The 18,013-nt window shown below is 56.0% G+C and carries 14 protein-coding genes; 9 read left to right on the top strand and 5 right to left on the bottom strand.

Features of this window, described 5'->3' with window-relative positions; all coding sequences use genetic code 11:
• Positions 1-61: 61 nt before the first annotated feature.
• Positions 62-1,747 (bottom strand): alpha,alpha-trehalase, encoded by a 1,686-nt coding sequence (locus tag ACQG19_RS14425; RefSeq protein ID WP_246932658.1) that lies wholly within the window; start codon positions 1,745-1,747, stop codon positions 62-64.
• A gap of 365 nt (positions 1,748-2,112) precedes the next feature.
• On the opposite strand from ACQG19_RS14425, the gene ACQG19_RS14420 reads away from it, so the two are divergent.
• Complete coding sequence (locus tag ACQG19_RS14420; protein ID WP_246932656.1) at positions 2,113-3,471, top strand: glycoside-pentoside-hexuronide (GPH):cation symporter; 1,359 nt, start codon at positions 2,113-2,115, stop codon at positions 3,469-3,471.
• 94 nt (positions 3,472-3,565) lie between these two features.
• A complete protein-coding gene (locus ACQG19_RS14415) occupies positions 3,566-4,945 on the top strand; it encodes a carbohydrate porin (protein ID WP_214553094.1) in 1,380 nt (459 codons plus the stop codon).
• A gap of 13 nt (positions 4,946-4,958) precedes the next feature.
• Here the strand turns inward: ACQG19_RS14415 and ACQG19_RS14410 are convergent, their stop codons facing one another.
• Positions 4,959-5,915, bottom strand: a complete 957-nt coding sequence (locus ACQG19_RS14410) for an AraC family transcriptional regulator (RefSeq protein WP_013096166.1) — start codon at positions 5,913-5,915, stop codon at positions 4,959-4,961.
• A gap of 115 nt (positions 5,916-6,030) precedes the next feature.
• Between ACQG19_RS14410 and ACQG19_RS14405 the strand changes: the two genes are divergently transcribed.
• Complete coding sequence (locus ACQG19_RS14405) at positions 6,031-7,218, top strand: MFS transporter (RefSeq protein WP_013096167.1); 1,188 nt, start codon at positions 6,031-6,033, stop codon at positions 7,216-7,218.
• A 41-nt stretch (positions 7,219-7,259) separates the two neighbouring features.
• On the opposite strand, the gene gap is transcribed toward ACQG19_RS14405, so the two are convergent.
• Together gap and ACQG19_RS14395 are read right to left on the bottom strand one after the other, a co-directional pair.
• The gene (gene gap / locus ACQG19_RS14400; protein WP_020690860.1) at positions 7,260-8,270 is read right to left on the bottom strand and encodes a type I glyceraldehyde-3-phosphate dehydrogenase; all 1,011 of its coding nucleotides are present in this window, start codon (positions 8,268-8,270) and stop codon (positions 7,260-7,262) included.
• Between the two features lie 78 nt (positions 8,271-8,348).
• Positions 8,349-9,329: a GlxA family transcriptional regulator gene (locus ACQG19_RS14395; protein ID WP_020690861.1), complete on the bottom strand. Its 981-nt coding sequence runs from the start codon at positions 9,327-9,329 to the stop codon at positions 8,349-8,351.
• A gap of 164 nt (positions 9,330-9,493) precedes the next feature.
• Here ACQG19_RS14395 and ACQG19_RS14390 point away from each other — a divergent pair, with 164 nt between their 5' ends.
• Both ACQG19_RS14390 and ACQG19_RS14385 read left to right on the top strand, forming a co-directional pair.
• Entirely contained in the window at positions 9,494-10,465 is a 972-nt protein-coding gene (locus tag ACQG19_RS14390; RefSeq protein ID WP_246932654.1) for a fatty acid desaturase, read from the top strand.
• Complete coding sequence (locus tag ACQG19_RS14385; RefSeq protein WP_246932652.1) at positions 10,458-11,249, top strand: phosphate/phosphite/phosphonate ABC transporter substrate-binding protein; 792 nt, start codon at positions 10,458-10,460, stop codon at positions 11,247-11,249. Before ACQG19_RS14390 ends, ACQG19_RS14385 begins: the two co-directional genes overlap by 8 nt.
• Here ACQG19_RS14385 and ACQG19_RS14380 read toward each other — a convergent pair.
• On the bottom strand, positions 11,215-13,503 hold the full coding sequence (locus ACQG19_RS14380) for an FdhF/YdeP family oxidoreductase (protein WP_246932650.1): 2,289 nt from the start codon (positions 13,501-13,503) through the stop codon (positions 11,215-11,217). The genes ACQG19_RS14385 and ACQG19_RS14380 overlap by 35 nt on opposite strands.
• 862 nt (positions 13,504-14,365) lie before the next feature.
• Between ACQG19_RS14380 and ACQG19_RS14375 the strand changes: the two genes are divergently transcribed.
• Genes ACQG19_RS14375 through ACQG19_RS14360 form a run of 4 tightly spaced genes read left to right on the top strand, consistent with a single transcriptional unit; the run spans position 14,366 to position 18,012 of the window.
• Positions 14,366-14,860, top strand: a complete 495-nt coding sequence (locus ACQG19_RS14375) for a hypothetical protein (protein WP_013096174.1) — start codon at positions 14,366-14,368, stop codon at positions 14,858-14,860.
• A 23-nt stretch (positions 14,861-14,883) separates the two neighbouring features.
• The gene (gene tssJ / locus ACQG19_RS14370) at positions 14,884-15,387 is read left to right on the top strand and encodes a type VI secretion system lipoprotein TssJ (RefSeq protein WP_013096175.1); all 504 of its coding nucleotides are present in this window, start codon (positions 14,884-14,886) and stop codon (positions 15,385-15,387) included.
• A gap of 25 nt (positions 15,388-15,412) precedes the next feature.
• Positions 15,413-16,756, top strand: coding sequence for a type VI secretion system baseplate subunit TssK (gene tssK / locus ACQG19_RS14365; RefSeq protein ID WP_013096176.1), 1,344 nt, complete (start codon positions 15,413-15,415; stop codon positions 16,754-16,756).
• A gap of 17 nt (positions 16,757-16,773) precedes the next feature.
• Positions 16,774-18,012, top strand: coding sequence for a DotU family type VI secretion system protein (locus ACQG19_RS14360; protein WP_013096177.1), 1,239 nt, complete (start codon positions 16,774-16,776; stop codon positions 18,010-18,012).
• Position 18,013 lies beyond the last annotated feature (1 nt).

Genomic DNA, 18,013 nt, shown 5'->3' with positions numbered 1-18,013 from the left:
TTTCCCTCTCCCGCAGGGAATGCAGGCCGGGTAGGCGTTAGCGCCCCCCGGCATTGTTCACTTACTGCGCTGTACTTTTCACCGGCGCAGCCTCATCATTCGCCGCAGGCTGATTCTGCGGCACGCTGTCACACGGTTTCTCTTTCGGACAGACCAGATCCAGCATCTTCAGCGTCACGCCGTTGCTCCAGCCGAATCCATCCTGTAGCGGATACTCACCGCCGCCGCCGCCCGTACCGGTGGAGGAGACATCATATTTCTCCACCAGTTTCTGCTCGCGATCGTAGGTATGCTGAACATTTTTCAGGAAGCGCCAGGTGACATCCATCGCGACCTTGTCCTGTCCATAATTCTGCAACCCTTCTGTGGCTACCCACTGCAGTGGCGCCCAGCCATTGGGGGCATCCCACTGCTGGCCGCTGTTCACGGTGGTGGTGGTGATGCCGCCCGGTTTCAGCAGACGTGAGGACGTCGCTGCAGCCACTTTATCCGCGCGATCCTGTGCCGCGGCCTTCACATACAGCGGGAAGAGGGCTGCAGCCGTGAGCTGATTACGCACCTTCTTACTCTTCAGGTCGTAATCCGCATACCATCCCTCTTTATCGTTCCACAGATACTTCTCCATCGCCTTCTGGCGCGCCGTGGCCAGGGCTTCATATTTGCTCGCGCTGGCGGCATCGCCGCTCTCCAGGCTTGCCCGGGCGAGCAGTTTTTCCATCTTGAACATCAGGGCGTTCAGATCCACCGGCACAATACTGGTGGTGCGGATGGTGCCCAGCTTTTGCGGATCGTCCATCCAGCGGGAACTGAAGTCCCAGCCTGAGGCCGCCGCAGAGCGCAAATCGCGGTAGATTTCGGTTGCCGGGCGGTTAGGGTTGCTTTTGGCGGTGGTGATATCGTCAAGCCACGACTCCGGACGCGGCGTGTCGCGGTCATCCCAGTAGCGGTTAAGCAGCGAGCCATCCTCCAGCTTCACCACGCGTTTGTTGGCCTCTCCGGCCTGCAGCGCATCTGCGCCCTCCATCCAGTAGGCGTACTCCTTTTCCATCTGCGGACGGTATTTCTTCAGCGCCTCGCTGTCGTGCGTGGCCAGCAGTTCCACCATCAGCGAGAAAAATGGCGGCTGGGAGCGGCTCAGATAGTAACTGCGGTTGCCGTTCGGAATGTGCCCCCATGTATCCAGTTCGTAGGCAAAGTTGTCCACCATATCGCTGATTTTGTCCCAGTGGCCGCTTTCCGCCAGCCCTAACATGGTGAAATAGCTGTCCCAGTAGTAGACCTCGCGGAAACGTCCGCCCGGCACAACGTAGGATTTCGGTAAGGGCAAGAGTGAATCCCATTTGTTACTGGCTTTATCAGTGGTACGCGTTAGCACAGGCCACAGCCCGTCAATATGCTCACGCAGGCTCTGCCCCGCAGGAGGAACATATTTTTCCCCTTCTGCGGGAAGCGTGAAGTTCATATCAACAAAATGGCGTAAATCAAACCCGGACTGACGACGCTGCATGCGGTAGTCGGCCAGGATCGTCAGGGGATCGCTTTTCGGTACGGCATCGGCAAAGGTTTTTTGATCGGGGAAGAGTTTGGCGCTCTGGACATCGTTGAAAAGAGGGCCGAGCAAGATATCCGGTGAATTTGTCTGGCCAGAGTTCATCTCTTCCGCGTTGCCTGTCGCGGCAACCGCGAGCAGCGCACTGCCCAGAACCAGAGGTAAGAGGCGAGGGCGCAGCTTTTGAGGTGTTATCATCGGTGCTTCTCCTTATTTCGCTGAGCAGCGGTCACGCTGTAATCATTCACCAGAAAACCTTAGTCGAATATTCCGCGCTTCGCGTGTCGAACATCGCACTTTGCACAAATCCAGACAATTTACCGTTGCGTTTAATGCCCCGGTGGCGCGGCTGAAATATTGATATTGTGAATGGCTGTAGGCGAGAAAATAAATTGCGATCCGTTACGCATAATTTTCCGGATAAAGGCTTTCTTTTAATTATCCCGATCACATAAAGCAAAAAACATAACTTCATGGTGAAAAAACATAATGGATCGCCTCGTTGCGCTCAGGCGAAATTATTGCCAAAGCAGAAACCGGTTTCATCAATAAGGAGTAACGTGATGTCAATGAGTGAAAAAATTCCGGTCCGGGAAAAAATAGGCTACAGCCTTGGAGATGCCGCGAGTCATATTGTTTTTGACTCCTCGGTCGCCATTCTGGCGTATTACTATACGGATATTTATGGCTTACCCCCGGCCGTAATGGGAACCATGTTTCTTTTGGTCCGCTTATTAGATGCCATTACCGACCCCGTTATGGGAGCGATTGCCGATGCAACATCCACACGCTGGGGACGTTTTCGTCCCTGGCTGCTGGCGATATGCGTTCCTTTTGCGGTGAGCTGCGTGCTGGTATATTCCATACCTGATTTTACTGAAACCGGGAAAATTTATTATGCCGTTGGCGCGTATATATTTATGACCCTGATGTATACAGCCATAAATATCCCGTATTGTTCTTTGGGGGCGGCGCTGACGTCCGATCCGCGTGAAAACCTCTCGTTGCAGTCCTGGCGCTTTGCCATTACGCCAATTGGCGGGGCGCTCGGCACCGCGCTGATTCTGCCCCTGGCGGACTATCTCTACCCCGGCGACAGGGCGACCGGTATCCAGGTGGCGATGGCGCTTTTTGGCGCAATCGGCTGCGTGATGTTTATCATTTGTTTTGTTACCACCAAAGAGCGCGTCCAGCCGATCAAAGAGGAGAATCTGAACATCGCCCGGGACGTTAAAATCCTCTTTCGTAACGATCAGTGGCGCATTCTCTCGATCTACAACTTTATGATGCTGGTGGCGGTGGTGATCCGCGGTGGCGCAGTGGTCTATTACGTGAACACTGTTCTCAACAAGGGGGCTGACGTCATCTCGTTCTTTATGCTGGGCGGGATGCTGGCCTCGATGTTTGGTTCGGTTCTGGCGCAGCCGTTCGGTACCCGTTTTTGCAAGGTTAAACTCTCGTTCTGGATCAATATTCTCAACGCTGCGTTAGGCGTGGCCTGCTTCTGGCTGCCGCTGGAGTTCTGGGTCATTCCACTGATTGCCCATGTGCTCATTCAGATTGTCCAGGGCGGTAACGGCGCGTTGCAGTGGTCAATGATCACTGATGCAAATAATTACGGTGAATGGAAAACCCAACGTCGTATTACAGGTATGAATGTTGCGGCCAATATTTTCGTGATTAAGTTGGGTGTCGCCGTCGGTGGTGCCATTCTGGGTTGGGTGCTGGCCTGGTTTAATTACCAGTCGAACAGTACCGTACAGTCAGAATCCGCCATTCAGGGCGTTATTTTATTGTTCACGTTAATCCCTTCACTCTTTTATTTACTCACCGCATTCTCGATCAAATTTTATAAATTAACTGAAAACGTCATGAATGGCGTGGTGAGTGATTTAAACAAAGGCGAATTCGCTAACTCTTAATAGTTGAAGCAGTAAGCCGATAATTCATTTGAATTATCGGTGAGGTTCTCTGTGTCCGTCAGGAAATAATGATTAACTCACGAGGATGGAGTCGATGAAAGTGAAATACCTTGCACTGCTCGTCAGTGCGTTTTGTTCTACCGCAGCAATGGCAGCAAATGATACCCAACGTCTGGAAGATAAACTGGCGCAACTGGAGGCGCGCCTCGAAAAGGCCGAAACAAGGGCAGCAAAGGCAGAAGCACAAATTCAGGTTCTGGAGCAACAGCAGCAAACCGTGGTAGCTGCAAATCCTGTGGTGGTTGAATCCACAGAGCCTGCGACAGCGCAAACGGCACCTAAGCTTACGTTATCCGGCTACGGTGATATTAAATTTTATGGTGACGTTGAATTTAATATGGATGCGGCCAGCAAGACCGGCAGTTTAACGTCCATGAAAACGACAGCCAATAAAGACTGGGCACCCGGTAACCATGAACGCTGGGATATTAACGGGCGTTTGCTGCTGGGGTTTGACGGTTATAAGCGAATGGAAAACGGCAATTTTGCCGGTTTCTCCGTACAGCCGCTTGCAGATTTAACGGGCAAAATGAACCTGGATGACGCGGTCTTCTTCTTTGGCACGGAAAACGACTGGAAGGTAAAAGTTGGCCGCTTTGAAGCCTATGACATGTTCCCGCTAAACCAGGATACCTTCGTTGAATATTCCGGCAACACCGCTAACGATCTCTACGGCGATGGTTACGGCTATATCTATATGATGAAAGAGGGGCGGGGGCGTAGCGACAGCGGCGGTAACTTCCTGCTGAGTAAAACCCTGGGTAACTGGTATCTCGAGGTTAACACGCTGCTGGAAGACGGCAGCTCGCTGTTTGTTGACCAGCAGTATCATGGCATGGACCTGGATAACGATAAAAACGTCGCCTACGTCCGCCCGGTGATTGCCTGGCAGGAAGGAAACTTCTCGACCGCCATCGCGATGGAGAGCAACCTCGTCAACAATGCCTACGGCTACCACGATGCGTCCGGAAGATGGGTCGACCAGTCTGACCGCACCGGCTATGGCTTTACCATGACCTGGAACGGGCAAAAAACCGATCCGGATGACGGTATCGTGGCGAACCTGAATACCGCCTACATGGATGCTACCGACGAGACGGATTTCACCGCGGGCGTGAATGCCTTATGGCGCAATGTTGAGCTGGGCTATATCTACGCGCATAACCAGATCGATAATTTCAACACCGCCAACTTTAATGCGGATTGTGATGGCGACTGCTGGGTGACCGATCCCGGTGATTATGATATTCACACTATTCATGCGTCGTACCTGATCCCGAACGTCATGAAGATGAAGAATTTCAATATCTATCTTGGTGCGTATGCCTCCTGGGTTGAAGCACATCCGAATGATGGCGATGGCCGTAACGACGATCGCTATGGCGGGCGCGTGCGCTTCAAATACTACTTCTGATGTCCTGCGCCAGTCAGGCCTCTTCCGGGGTCTGGCTGGTCTCCCGCAGCGTGCCCGGCGCATGGCCGATTATTCGCTTGAACGCCCGGCTAAACGCCGCAAGGGATCCGTACCCCAGGCGCAGTGCGACCGTTTCAATAGGCTGATTTTCATGGCGAATGTACTGAATGGCCAGGCGCATCCTCAATTCGCTGAGGTATTTCGCCGGGGTGGTGCCCGTCGCGGCGAGAAAACGTTCCGCAAACACCGAGCGGGAGGTGCCAGCCTCTTTTGCCAGATCCGCCACGCTCCAGTTCAGACCCGGCTGCTGGTGCATGGCGTAAATGGCCCGGCTCAGACGCGGGTCACGCAGTACCTGCACCCAGCCGGTGGCTTTTCCGCAGCCTCCTTCAACCCAGCCCCGCACGATTAGCGCCGCCACCACGTCCGCCAGCCGCGCGAGGATCCCGGCGAATCCGGCCTGACGCGTCATGGATTCGCGCTCCATTGCCGCCAGCAGCGGGTGGATCTCCGGCCAGGTGGACATCAACCGGCTCACCATCATTACTTCCGGCATCGCTTTAATTAGCGGCTGCATTCCGCCCAGTTCAAAGTCCATGCATCCGCTGAAAATCACGGTGTTCTCGCTGTCCGGGCAGGGTTCGCAGGTGATGGCGCAGACCGAGCCGCAGATAGGCTCGCTGGGAAACGCGCTAACCGGCGTGATGGTTGCCTTCTCGTCAGACAGCAGGGCGTGCGCATTACCGTTCGGAATAAAAAGGGCATCGCCGCCGCTTAAGGTGAACGTTGCGCCACTCTCCATACGCAGCAGGGCGCTGCCGCGGCTGACAAAATGAAACTGTGCTTTGCCCGGCGCCTGGTGGAACGCCACGCCGAAAGGTGCGCTGGCTTCAATGCGGCGGTATTTCACGCCCGACAGGCGCATTCCGCGCAACAGCTCGCTGATCAGATCGGGGGACTGAGCGGTCATGGCAAAACTCCGGACGAATAATCAATAAGTGGAGATTATATGTCATAGATCGTCCAGGGTGAACACTCTATCCTTTTGCGACAGTTGTCACATTTTCATAACGGGAGATCAACAGATGAGTTCATGTGTCGCGGCGAGAGAGGCTGTTGTGCCTGCAAAACCCGCCTGGCGGGCCGTCTATTCACTGGGGCTGGGGGTGTTTGGTTTGATCACGGCGGAGTTCCTGCCCGCCAGTTTGTTAACGCCCATGGCCGCAAGCCTGGGCGTAACGGAGGGGATGGCTGGGCAGGCGGTGACCGCCACCGCGCTGGTCGCGCTGGTCACCGGATTGCTGATCACCCCGGCGACTAAAAGTATCGACCGTCGCTGGGTACTGATGTTTTTCTCGGTGCTGCAAATCGTCTCCAGCCTGCTGGTGGCTTTTGCACCCACGCTGCACGTACTGCTGATGGGACGCCTGCTGTTAGGGATTGCCATCGGGGGATTCTGGGCGATGTCGACCGCCACGGCGATGCGTCTGGTGCCTGCCGATAAAGTGCCGAAAGCGCTGGCGGTGATCTTCTCCAGCGTGTCAATCGCCACGGTGGTTGCGGCCCCGCTGGGCAGCTATCTTGGCAGCCTGATTGGCTGGCGTAACGTCTTTATCCTCTGCATTCTGCCGAGCATGCTGGCGCTGCTGTGGCAGCTCTGGGTACTGCCGTCAATGAAGCCGGAGAGCAGCGGCAGCCTGGGCACACTGTTCCGCGTGCTGCGTCGTCCGGGAATGATCGGTGGAATGCTGGCGACCATTCTGATCTTCAGCGGTCATTTTGCCTTCTTTACCTATCTGCGTCCGTTCCTTGAAACGGTGGGGCAGGCAAGCGTGGAGAGCATCTCGCTGATCCTGCTGGGCTTTGGGATTGCCAACTTTATCGGTACCTCCGTAGCCGGACATCTGCTGGCGCGTAATCTGCGCCTGACGCTGGCGCTGGTACCGTTCGCCATGGGCGTGCTGGCACTCACCATGGTGGCGTTTGGTCATCTGGCGATACTGGATGGATTACTGGTGGCGATGTGGGGCTTTGCGTTTGGTCTGGTTCCGGTGGGCTGGTCAACCTGGCTTGCCACGACGGTGCCAGATGAAGCCGAAAGCGCAGGTGGTTTGCTGGTGGCCTCTATCCAGCTGGCAATCAGCGCCGGTGCGGCCGTGGGCGGGGCGGTATTTGACCTCAACGGCGCCAGCGGCGTCTTTGCCGGAAGCGGTTTCCTGCTGGTAACGGCGATGGTGATTGTGTTGATGGGCGTGAAGGTTAAGGCGGAGTGAATTATTAGCCGGGTAAGCGCAAGCGCCACCCGGCTTAAACCTTACAACCCTTTCTTATCCATCAGTACCGCCAGGTCCACCAGGCGATTAGAGAAGCCCCACTCGTTGTCATACCACGCCAGAATTTTCACCATCCGACCACCAATCACCAGGGTGGAGAGACCGTCAATAATCGAAGAGCGCGGGTCGCCCTGATAATCGCTGGAGACCAGCGGTTCATCGCTGTATCCCAGAATGCCTTTCAGTGGGCCGCTGGCCGCGGCTTTGCGGAACGCATCGTTCACCTCTTCGGCCGTAACGTCACGGCTCAGCGTCACCGTTAAGTCCACAATCGAGACCACCGGAACCGGTACGCGCAGGGAATAGCCGGTCAGCTTGCCGTCCAGAGACGGGATGACTTTCCCCAGTGCCTTCGCGGCACCGCTGGAGTACGGCACAATCGACAGGGCTGCTGCACGTGCGCCGCGTAGATCTTTTTCCGGCTGGTCGTGCAGTGCCTGGCTGTTGGTATAAGCGTGCGTGGTGTTCATCAGGCCATGCTCAATACCAAACTGCTGATGCAGGACCTGAGCAGCCGGGGCCAGGCCGTTCGTGGTGCAACTCCCGTTGCTTACTACCACATGCTTAGCCGGATCGTACTGCTCGTGGTTAACGCCCATCACCACCGTCAGATCGTCATTTTTACCCGGCGCGGAGATGATGACGCGCTTCGCCCCACCGTGGGTGATATGCACCAGCGCTTTTTCGCGCTCGGTGAAGAAACCGGTCGCTTCAATCACCACGTCAACGCCCGCATCGCGCCAGGGAATATTCGCCGGATCGCGTTCGCTAAAGACGGTAATGCGCTGGCCGTCAACCTGCAGCGCGCCGTCCGCCGCTTCAACGGGTGCCGGTAGCGTGCCGAGCAGGGAATCATGCTTAAGCAAATGGGCGAGGGTTTTGCTGTCCGTCAGATCGTTAATCGCCACAATCTGCAGGTCCGGATTGCCCAGCGCCGCGCGCAGGAAATTTCGTCCGATACGGCCGAAACCGTTAATGCCGACCTTAACCATAATGCACTCCTTATCTCTGTTGTCTGGAGTCACTGTAGGCTTCAGGCCGGATGGCGTAAACGACAAAAAAGGATCACATTACGCCATTTTGCGGCAGTGAAAACGCTGACGGTATTCACCGGGTGTGAGGTGGAGCTGTTTTTCAAATACGCGACGCAGGTTGATGCTGGTGCCAAATCCGCTTTTCTCGGCGATAACGGACAGCGGATCGTCGGTCTGTTCAAGCAACTGTCGGGCTGCGGCAAGGCGCGCTTCGGTCACATAGCGTGCCGGAGACGCCCCCGTGTCGCGGGTGAATACCCGGGTGAAGTTGCGCGGGCTCATGGCTACTTTTTCCGCCAGCTTTTCGACGCACAGATCGGCCGTCAGGTTTTGCAGGATCCAGGTTTGCAGCTCGCTGATGGGGCCGGAGGAGCCGGACTGCGACAGGTTATAGCGGCTGAACTGTAGCTGTCCTCCCGGGCGGCGCAGATACATCACCATATCCTGCGCCACGTCGCGCGCGAGGCTGAAGCCATAATCGTCTTCCACCAGCGCCAGGGTCAGATCAAAGCCGGAACTCACGCCACCGGAGGTCCAGACAGGGCCATCCTGAATATAGAGTGGCCCTCCCTCAACACGGATGGTGGGGTACTGCGCTTGCATGGTTTCCAGCAGCCGCCAGTGGGTGGTTGCCCGACGGCCGTCAAGCAAACCGGTCTGGGCCAGCAGCATCGCACCACCGCATATGGAGGCGATCCGCCGCGCATGGGGGGCTGCAAGATGCAGCCAGTCCACCACGGCGGTGCTCTCCTGCTCGTTCATGCCGCGCCCGGTAATGATGATGGTATCAAGCGGCTCACGGGGATCCAGCTCCGGCAGGCGATAATCTGCCAGCAAATTGAGACCGGACTGGCCGTGGATCACCTGGTGCGGCTGGGTCGTGGCGATGATGATGCGATAGCAGGGCTGCGCAAGGCCTCCCGGGTGCAGGCGGTTAGCTTGCATCAGAATGTCGGCGATACCGGCGGCTTCAAACAACATGCCGCCGTCAGGAACAATAATCAGGATCTTCTTCATGTCCTGAAAAGTACCTTTATTGCAAAATAAGTCAAGCGGAGGGCAAGGGAGTTAACGGGCGCTACGCGCCTTTCTGGCAAAGCAAAGTGATTTAAGTTCTTTGTTATTTCAGGCGTTATCCCGGATCGTCAGCATATTATCTCTGGCGAAACGGCTCTGAAGGAATGGGTAAACGAAGCTCCCTCTATTTACATCCGCAGCAACGCGACCAAATTCACCATCTCGCCTCGGGGTTTCTCTGGCGAACCGAACTGCCCACGTGGCTGTTGATCGCCACCATTTATGGCGGCTGGTTCTCGACGCTGGCATTCTGGCACACCCTCGGTCTGCTGCCTGCCACGCTGTTGCTGATTGGGTTTACCGCCTGGTATATGTCCCTTCAGCATGAATTGATCCACGGCCATCCCACGCGTTTCGTGTGGCTGAACCAGTTATTTGGCACGCTGCCGCTGGCGGTCTGGTATCCGTATGGCCTGTACAGGGATTCTCATCTGGCCCACCATCGTCACGACCATCTCACCATTCCGGTGGATGACCCGGAGTCATATTACTTTACGCAGGCGAGCTGGGCGCGATTGTCGCCCTGGCAGAAGCGGGTGATCCACGCCCGAAACACCTTTACCGGGCGACTGTTGCTGGCGCCGCTGCTGGATATTCTCCAGACGCTGGGCAGCGCGGTGGCGGCGTTTCGCCATCTTCAACTGCGGGCGATGGTGATGTGGCTTGTGCATATAGCGTTATTGGCGCTGCTTTTTACTTGGATGATGCACAACGGTTTCTCTCCGCTCTGGTTTGTGCTGGCGGTAAGCTACCCGGCGCTGGCGCTGACAAAAGTACGCTCTTTTCTGGAACATCGCGCGGCGGACGACCCGCTGGCGCGTTCGGTGATTAACGAAGCAGGCTTGTTCTGGCGCGTGCTGTTTTTAAATCTTAACTACCATTCAGTACATCACGATTTACCCGGCGTGCCCTGGTACGGGCTTAAGACGATCTACCTGCAAAACAAGCAGGCGTACCGGGAGCGTAACCACGGGTTTCTGGTGAGAGGGTATGGCGAATGGATGCGACGGTTCTGGAAAACGTCGGTGGACGTCACCGTACATCCAAGGCGTCAACAGGAGGAAGGACATGAGTAACCGGCTGGCGTTTCCGATGTATGCGGTGGATAGTACCGATACTCTTGCCCTGTGGCGGGCCGTCCAGCGTCTGCTGGTGGCGCGTGGTCTGCCGGTGGAGGAGCTTATTCCCGGCAGGCCTGAGCCTGACCTGCTGGCACACTGGCAGCAGCCTAATCTTATCCTGAGCCAGACCTGCGGCTACCCGCTCATGACACAACTGCCGGAGGTGCAGGTCGTCGGCTGTTTTCACTACCGGGTACCGGGCTGCGAAGGCATTCACTACCGTAGTTTTCTGGTGGTACGTGATGAGGATAAGCACCGCACGCTGGCTGATTTTCGCGGACGGCGGGTGGTATGTAACGCGCCCGATTCCCAGTCCGGCTACAATGCGCTGCGCAACCGCGTGCCGTCACGTGCGTTAAACGCCTGGTTCTCAGAGGTTATCTTTAGCGGCAGCCATCGCCAGTCGCTGATCGAAGTAAAACGTGGGGGAGGGGATATCGCGGCGATCGACTGCGTGACGTATGCGCTGTTGCAACGGCATGAACCGACCCTGCTGGCGGGGCTAACTGTGATTGACCAGACGCCCCTCACGCCAGGACTGCCGCTGATCACTGCGTCCGACACCACCCCCGAAACGCTTTATGCCATCCGTGATGCGCTAACCACGCTGGTGAGCGCCCCGGAATACCGGGGCGTGTGTGATGCGCTGTTTATCGGCGGGTTTAGCGTCGTGGCGCGTGAGGCCTGGTCTGTGTTAACCGGGATTACAGCGGACGGATCTCTTTCGAGCGCAGGGTGAGGCGGACAGGCACCGATTTATACGACGGCGTGCCGCTCTCTTTATCCAGATAGTCGAGCGGAACCAGTACGTTAGCCTCAGGATAGTAGGCCCCGACCGAGCCCGGGGCGATGGCATATGCCACCACAGTGATATCCTCCAGACGCTGAGCGCTGCCTGGCAGGGCGGTTTCGATATCCACCCGGTCGCCGTGCTCCAGTCCTGACTGCGCCATATCCGCTTCATTCATAAACAGCACGTCGCGACGGCCAAAGACGCCCCGGTAGCGGTCGTCGAGAGCGTAAATCGTGGTGTTGTACTGGTCGTGACTGCGCAGCGTGATCAGACGCAGGACGTTATCGCCTTCACCGCTGGCATCCTCATTGACCCCTTCAAATACCGAGAACATCGCTTTGCCTGTCGCCGTCGGCCAGATACGTTTCGTGGGCGGCAGCGGCATACGGAATCCACCGGGTACCCGGATCCGCGCGTTATAGTCCTCAAAGCCCGGAATGGTCTGCTCAATCAGATCGCGAATGCGATCGTAATCCGCAACCAGGTGCATCCAGTCCACGCGGGTTGTCTTCAGGGTTGCTTTCGCCATGCCGGCCACAATAGCCGGTTCGGCGCGAAGCAGAGGAGAGGCGGGTTTCAGCTTGCCTGAGGAGGCATGAACCATCGACATGGAATCTTCAACGGTAATGGACTGACGTCCGCTGGCCTGCATATCCAGTTCCGTGCGACCAAGGCAGGGGAGAATGAAGGTCTCTTTACCCACCAGCAGGTGCGTACGGTTCAGCTTGGTGCCAACGTGCACGCTCAGATCCAGCTTACTCATCGCCGGGAAGCCGTTTTCGTGATCGGGCATCGCCACCGCGAAGTTGCCGCCGAGGCAGATAAGCGCTCTGGCACGACCGTCAATCATGGCCTGGGTTGCCTGTACTGCGTCATGGCCATGGTGAGAGGGCGGCTCAAAGCCAAACACCTCCTTAAGACGGTTCAGAAATGCCGGAGTTGGTTTCTCGCTTATCCCGACGGTACGGTTTCCCTGAACGTTAGAGTGGCCGCGCAGCGGACAGATCCCCGCACCGGGCTTTCCTATATTGCCGCGCAGCAGCAGCACATCGGCGATCAGGCGGACGTTGGAAGTCCCTTTATTATGCTGCGTAATGCCCATGCCGTAGGTAATGATGGTGGCATTCGATTTCGCGTAGGCATCGGCAACCTGTTTCAGCGCCGCCTGGCTCAGCCCGGACTCGCGCTCAATGGCGTCCCAGCTCGTTTGCGCAATGTCTGCCGCAAAGTCTTCAAAGCCCTGTGTGTGTTCAGCGATAAACGCGTGGTCGAGCACGTTGCCGCGCCCGGCTTCCATTTGCAGCAGGTGTTTGGCGATGCCTTTTAGCGCGGCGGCATCGCCCCCGGCTTTAACCTGAAAGTAGGTAGAGGCGATGTCGGTAGAGCTGTAGGTCGCCATCTCAATCACGCTCTGGGGATCGGCAAACCGTTCCAGCGCGCGCTCGCGCAGCGGGTTCAGGACGATGCTCGGCACGCCGCGGCGGGCCAGTTCATGCAGAGTGCCCATCATACGCGGATGGTTGGTGCCGGGATTATGCCCGATGGAGATCACCAGCTCCGTCTTGTCAAAATCGTCCAGCGAGACGGTGCCTTTTCCGATACCAATAGAGCGCGGTAAACCGACGCTGGTGGCTTCGTGACACATGTTGGAGCAGTCGGGAAAATTATTGGTTCCGTACTCACGGGCAAAAAGCTGGAACAGCCAGGCCGCTTCGTTGGAGGCGCGACCGGAGGTATAAAACTCAACCTGGTCTGGTTCAAGCCCACGCAGAACCTCGCCGATGCGTTCGAAGGCATCCTCCCACTCAACGGGGCGGAAGGTATCACTTGCCTGGTCATAGCGCAGGGGATGGGTCAGGCGCCCGTATCCTTCCAGCTCAAAGTCAGATTTTGCCAGTAACGACGTAACGGTGTTATGAGCGAGGAACTCAGGGGTCACCCGTTTGCTGGTGGCTTCCCAGGTGACCGCTTTTGCCCCGTTCTCGCAGAACTGAAATGTGGATTTATGCTCTTTGTCTGGCCACGCGCAGCCCGGGCAGTCGAAGCCGTCAGGCTGGTTGGTGCGCAACAGCGTGGCGGGAGCATCCAGGGCATCCATCTGTGTTCGCACGGCAATTGCCGTCGCTTTTAATGCTCCCCAGCCGCCTGCAGGGCCGTCGTAAGGTCTGATGCCGGGAACGGCACGTCGTTTGTTATTCATTCCAGATTACCCTGTTAAACCGCCGGTCGTGCATGATGCGGCTGAGAAAAATTAAAGAAATCATAACAAATTTTTATCATGTCGATAATGTGTCCTGACCAGGGTGGCGTGAAAGCGACAATGTTAGTGACAGTAAAATTTTCAAATGAAAGGCGGGCAGGGGAACCTGCAATATATTTACCCGACGATGCTGAAGGCGATAAAGTGAACAATGCGCCGGGGAATAAAGATGTAGTCCTGCTTAACTGTTAATTCACTGCGGGTGGTGTAAATCGTGCCTCTAAGGGATTAAAGGCACCAGGTTATTTTGCGCCGTAAAATTAATTTTTTTCATCGTCTATGAATTGTCTTAATTCAGGGCGGAAAAGTCATCGCTATTAAAGATACGCTATCAATGCAACAAATAATTCATGGAAGATATATTCATACTCCCCCTGAAAAAATCCCCATTCTACTAATTATGGTAGTGGCGATAATAGCAGTATTGCGTTAATGACAATGGTTCTCTTTTGATTTTTTTGTTTCTCAATCAATGGTTTGTGTTAGAGGAACGCGTAATAATAAGACAAATTCAGCAAAGTAAGCTTTTTTTCTCAGATTAATCCTATAATGAGTCGGGTGCTTCATTAAGCAGCAGTTGTGAGGAAGGAAATATTGAATTGGTGACAAGCTCATGTAAACTTGTTTACCGTTTGTCAAAATATGTCAGGAAGACGCTGGGCCTTATTCTGAAGGGCTCGTGCGGTAGCTATGCCCGAATAATAGTAACGCCCCGAAAATATCCTGGCTATTTTAACGATAGCACTTAAGTCAAACTTCATCCCCTTTATCTCATCATCGAAATATCGCTACGGAAAAGCATATGAAAATGCGCGTATTGTTTTCACTTCTGTTTGTAATGGCGGTGGCGGGCTGTAAAGCGCCGCAGAAACCTGTGATCACCGACGATACGATCGTGACCAGCCAGGTCAACGGCGTCACCTTAACCCACCGTCATGCCATCACGCCTCCTGCTGAGTTCACTCAGGTTAACGAGCCATACCGTGCCATGTATCCGGCCTCCCTGATGAGCCGCCCTGATTTCGGTGGGAAAGTGGTCAGTACGCTTGTCACCGGTAAAACCTACGTGGTGCTGGGGCAGGTTGAACACTACTGGATGGCGCTTGCCGATGAAGGACAAGACCAGCTGATTGGTTACGTTCCAATGCGTGCGGTAATCAAAGCCGATCAGTACGAAGCCACCGTGCGTAAACAGGCTATTCGTCCTAAGGCGCGTAAAAAAGCGACCTGTGTCGATGTCGATGGTAACAGCAAAGCCTGCAAAGACAGCGCTAACGGTACCTGGATCCTGAACTAAACGGCTTTTCTGAGCGTATTTTTATGAATAATAAAAATTTTCATAAGCTGTGGTTCGTCTTTTACGCGGTGATATTCGCCCTGGTCAGTGGTTGTTCGTCGTCTTCACACAGCGACCCCTCCCGCTACAATCTGCAGTTTCAGGCTCATCCACAAATCAATGATTCTGCGCCGCTTAAAGTCAGAGTGCTGCTGTTGAAGTCCGATGCGGATTTCATGTCCAGTGACTTCTATTCCCTGCAGAACAACGCGTCAGCCACGCTTGGCGCGAATCTGCTGAACAGCGATGTTTTCTTCCTGATGCCGGGCCAGCTTTCGAAAACCCTTAGCGGACAAAGCTCACCCGAGGCGCGCTATATCGGTGTTATGGCCGAATATCAGATGCTGGATGGAAAGAAATGGCGTGTCTCACTCCCACTGCCTGTTCCGGGCGAAAACCATCTCTACCAGTTCTGGAAATGGTCATCCGATGAACTCCAGGCCAATGTCTTTCTCGACATAAATGGCATCCGGGTCATCAGCCAGTAACGCGCTTAAAAACAGGAAACCTATCATGACCAAAGCAGAGAAGGTCGTCTGGACCGAAGGCATGTTCCTGCGTCCACACCATTTTCAACGGACAGAAAGTTATCTGCTCAACCACGTTCGGGAATGGGGTGCGCTGCAGCGATCGTATCTTTGGGGCTTCCTCGATGTTGAACTGGACGAAGCGATGCTTCGCCAGGGCTGCATTGCCCTGAGCTATGCCAGCGGTGTGCTACCCGACGGTACGTTTTTCCAGGTTCGCAATGGGCGCAATGGCCCAGCCCCGCTGAAAATTCCTGACAATCTCACCAACGAAAAGGTGGTGCTCGCGCTGCCGGTACGTAGGGGAGAGCGTGAAGAGGTTATTTTCAGCGAAGAGCCCGCGTCACTGGCGCGTTTTATCGCCTTCGAACAGGAGGTGGAAGACGATAACGCCATGTCGGTGGGGGATGCCACGGTGCAGTTTGGCCGTTTACGTCTGACCCTGATGCTGGAAAAAGATCTGACGGCCGAATGGACGGCGATTGGCATCGCGTTTGTCGCGGAAAAGCGCAACGACAACCATGTGCGTCTGGATAGCAGCTACATTCCGCCGATGCTGAACGCCTGCAACAGCCCGCAACTTTACAGCATGGTCAACGATCTCCACGGCTTGCTGGTGCAGCGCAGCCAGCAGATTGGGGGGCGTTTGCGCCAGCCTGGCCGCTTTAACACCTCAGAGCTGATCGAATTTACGCTGCTGTCGCTGGTTAACCGTCACCTGGGCGAAGTCTCCCATTTAAAAACGCTCCCGCTACTGCACCCGGAAACGCTCTGGCGCAGCTGGCTGCCGTTTGCCACGGAGCTTGCCACCTGGACCTCGCAACGCACCGCCGAAAGCGTGCTGCCGATTTACGATCACGACGACCTTGCGGGATGCTTCAGCAAGCTGATGCTGATGCTGCGTCAGGGGCTGTCGCTGGTGATGGAAGATCAGGCCATTCAGCTGCCGCTGAACGAGCGCTCCCATGGCCTGAACATCGCCACGGTGCCGGAGACCAGCATGGTGCGCGAGTTCGGCTTCGTCCTGGCGGTCAAAGCCAACGTGCCGGGCGAACACCTGCAAACCCATTTCCCTGCCCAGATGAAAGTCGCGCCGGTGTCGAAAATCCGCGATCTGGTTCAGTTACAGCTGCCGGGCATCATGCTGCGCGCCATGCCGGTTGCGCCGCCGCAAATCCCATGGCATGCGGGCTACAGCTACTTTGAGCTGGAGAAGGGCAGCGAGCTGTGGCACGAGATGGATAAGTCCGGTGCATTCGCCCTGCATCTCGCAGGGGAGTTCCCGGGTCTTGATATGGAGTTTTGGGCCATCCGTAGCCCGACTGAATAATAAAGCGAGCGCTAAATATGCAGGAACGACAGGATACCGGCAGTGATGCCGCGTTTACCGGAGCCAGTAGCAACAATCAGCTGGTGGCGGCCGCCAATCCGCTGCTCAACGCGATTCCGCAAATCCGTCATTCGGTGTCTCATGACGATCAGGTGGCACTGCGCCAGCGTCTGATCGACGAGATTCGCCGTTTTGAAGTCCGCTGCCAGCAGGCAGGGCTGGCGTATGAGGTGATCGTCGGGGCGCGCTATTGCCTCTGTACGGCGCTGGATGAAGCCGCGGCGCTGACCCCCTGGGGCAGCAGCGGTGTCTGGTCAAGCAATGGTCTGCTGGTCACGTTTCATAACGAAACCTGGGGCGGCGAAAAGTTCTTCCAGCTGCTGGCGCGTCTGTCGCAGAACCCGCGTGAACATATCCTCCTGCTGGAGATGATCAACTACTGCCTGCTGCTCGGTTTCGAAGGGCGCTATCGGGTTCTGGATAATGGCCGCACCCAGCTGGAAACCATCAAGCAGCGGCTGTGGCAGATGATCCGTGGCGTGCGCGGCAGCTATCCGGCACCGCTCTCTCCACACCCGGAAGATCGTCCCGTGCTGCGCAAGCTGTGGCGGCCGATGGTGCCGCTGTGGGCCTGTGTCGCGCTGGCCGGGTTTATCGCCTGCCTGTTCTACATCATTCTCAACTGGCGTCTTGGCGACAACACCAACCCGGTGCTGGCGAAGATTTATCAGTCTCAGCTGCCTGAAACCACCATTCAGCAACCTGCGCGTCAACTGCCTGCGGTGCTCAACCTGCGTGGCTTCCTGAAGCCGGAAATCGACGCCGGTCTGGTGGCGGTGAAGGATGAAGCGGATCGCAGCGTGGTGATCCTGAAAGGAGACGGGCTTTTTGCTTCTGCCTCTACCGTGGTGCGTGACCGCTATGAGCCGGTTATCAACCGGATTGCCCAGGCGATGAACAACGTCAGCGGCAAAATTCTGGTGGTGGGCTACAGCGATAACGTGCCAATTCGCAGTGCGCGCTTCGCCTCCAACTATGAACTCTCTTTGGATCGCGCCCGGTCCGTGCAAAAAATGTTGCAGGGAAGCCTCTCGCAGCCTGACCGCGTGAAAGCGGAAGGGCGGGGAGAGATCAATCCTGTGGCGCCAAACAATACGCCTGAAAACCGCGCCCGTAACCGCCGTGTGGAAATAACTCTGCTGGTGTCGCCTGAAAATACGCAGGCTGAGCTGAACGGATTGCCGCAAGGAAACTAAG

It is taken from the genome of Enterobacter cloacae complex sp. 277I4, assembly GCF_050031465.1.
GTDB lineage: Bacteria > Pseudomonadota > Gammaproteobacteria > Enterobacterales > Enterobacteriaceae > Enterobacter > Enterobacter cloacae.
The sequence above is the reverse complement of the archived record's forward strand: the minus strand, read 5'-3'. Positions and strand labels throughout refer to the sequence as shown.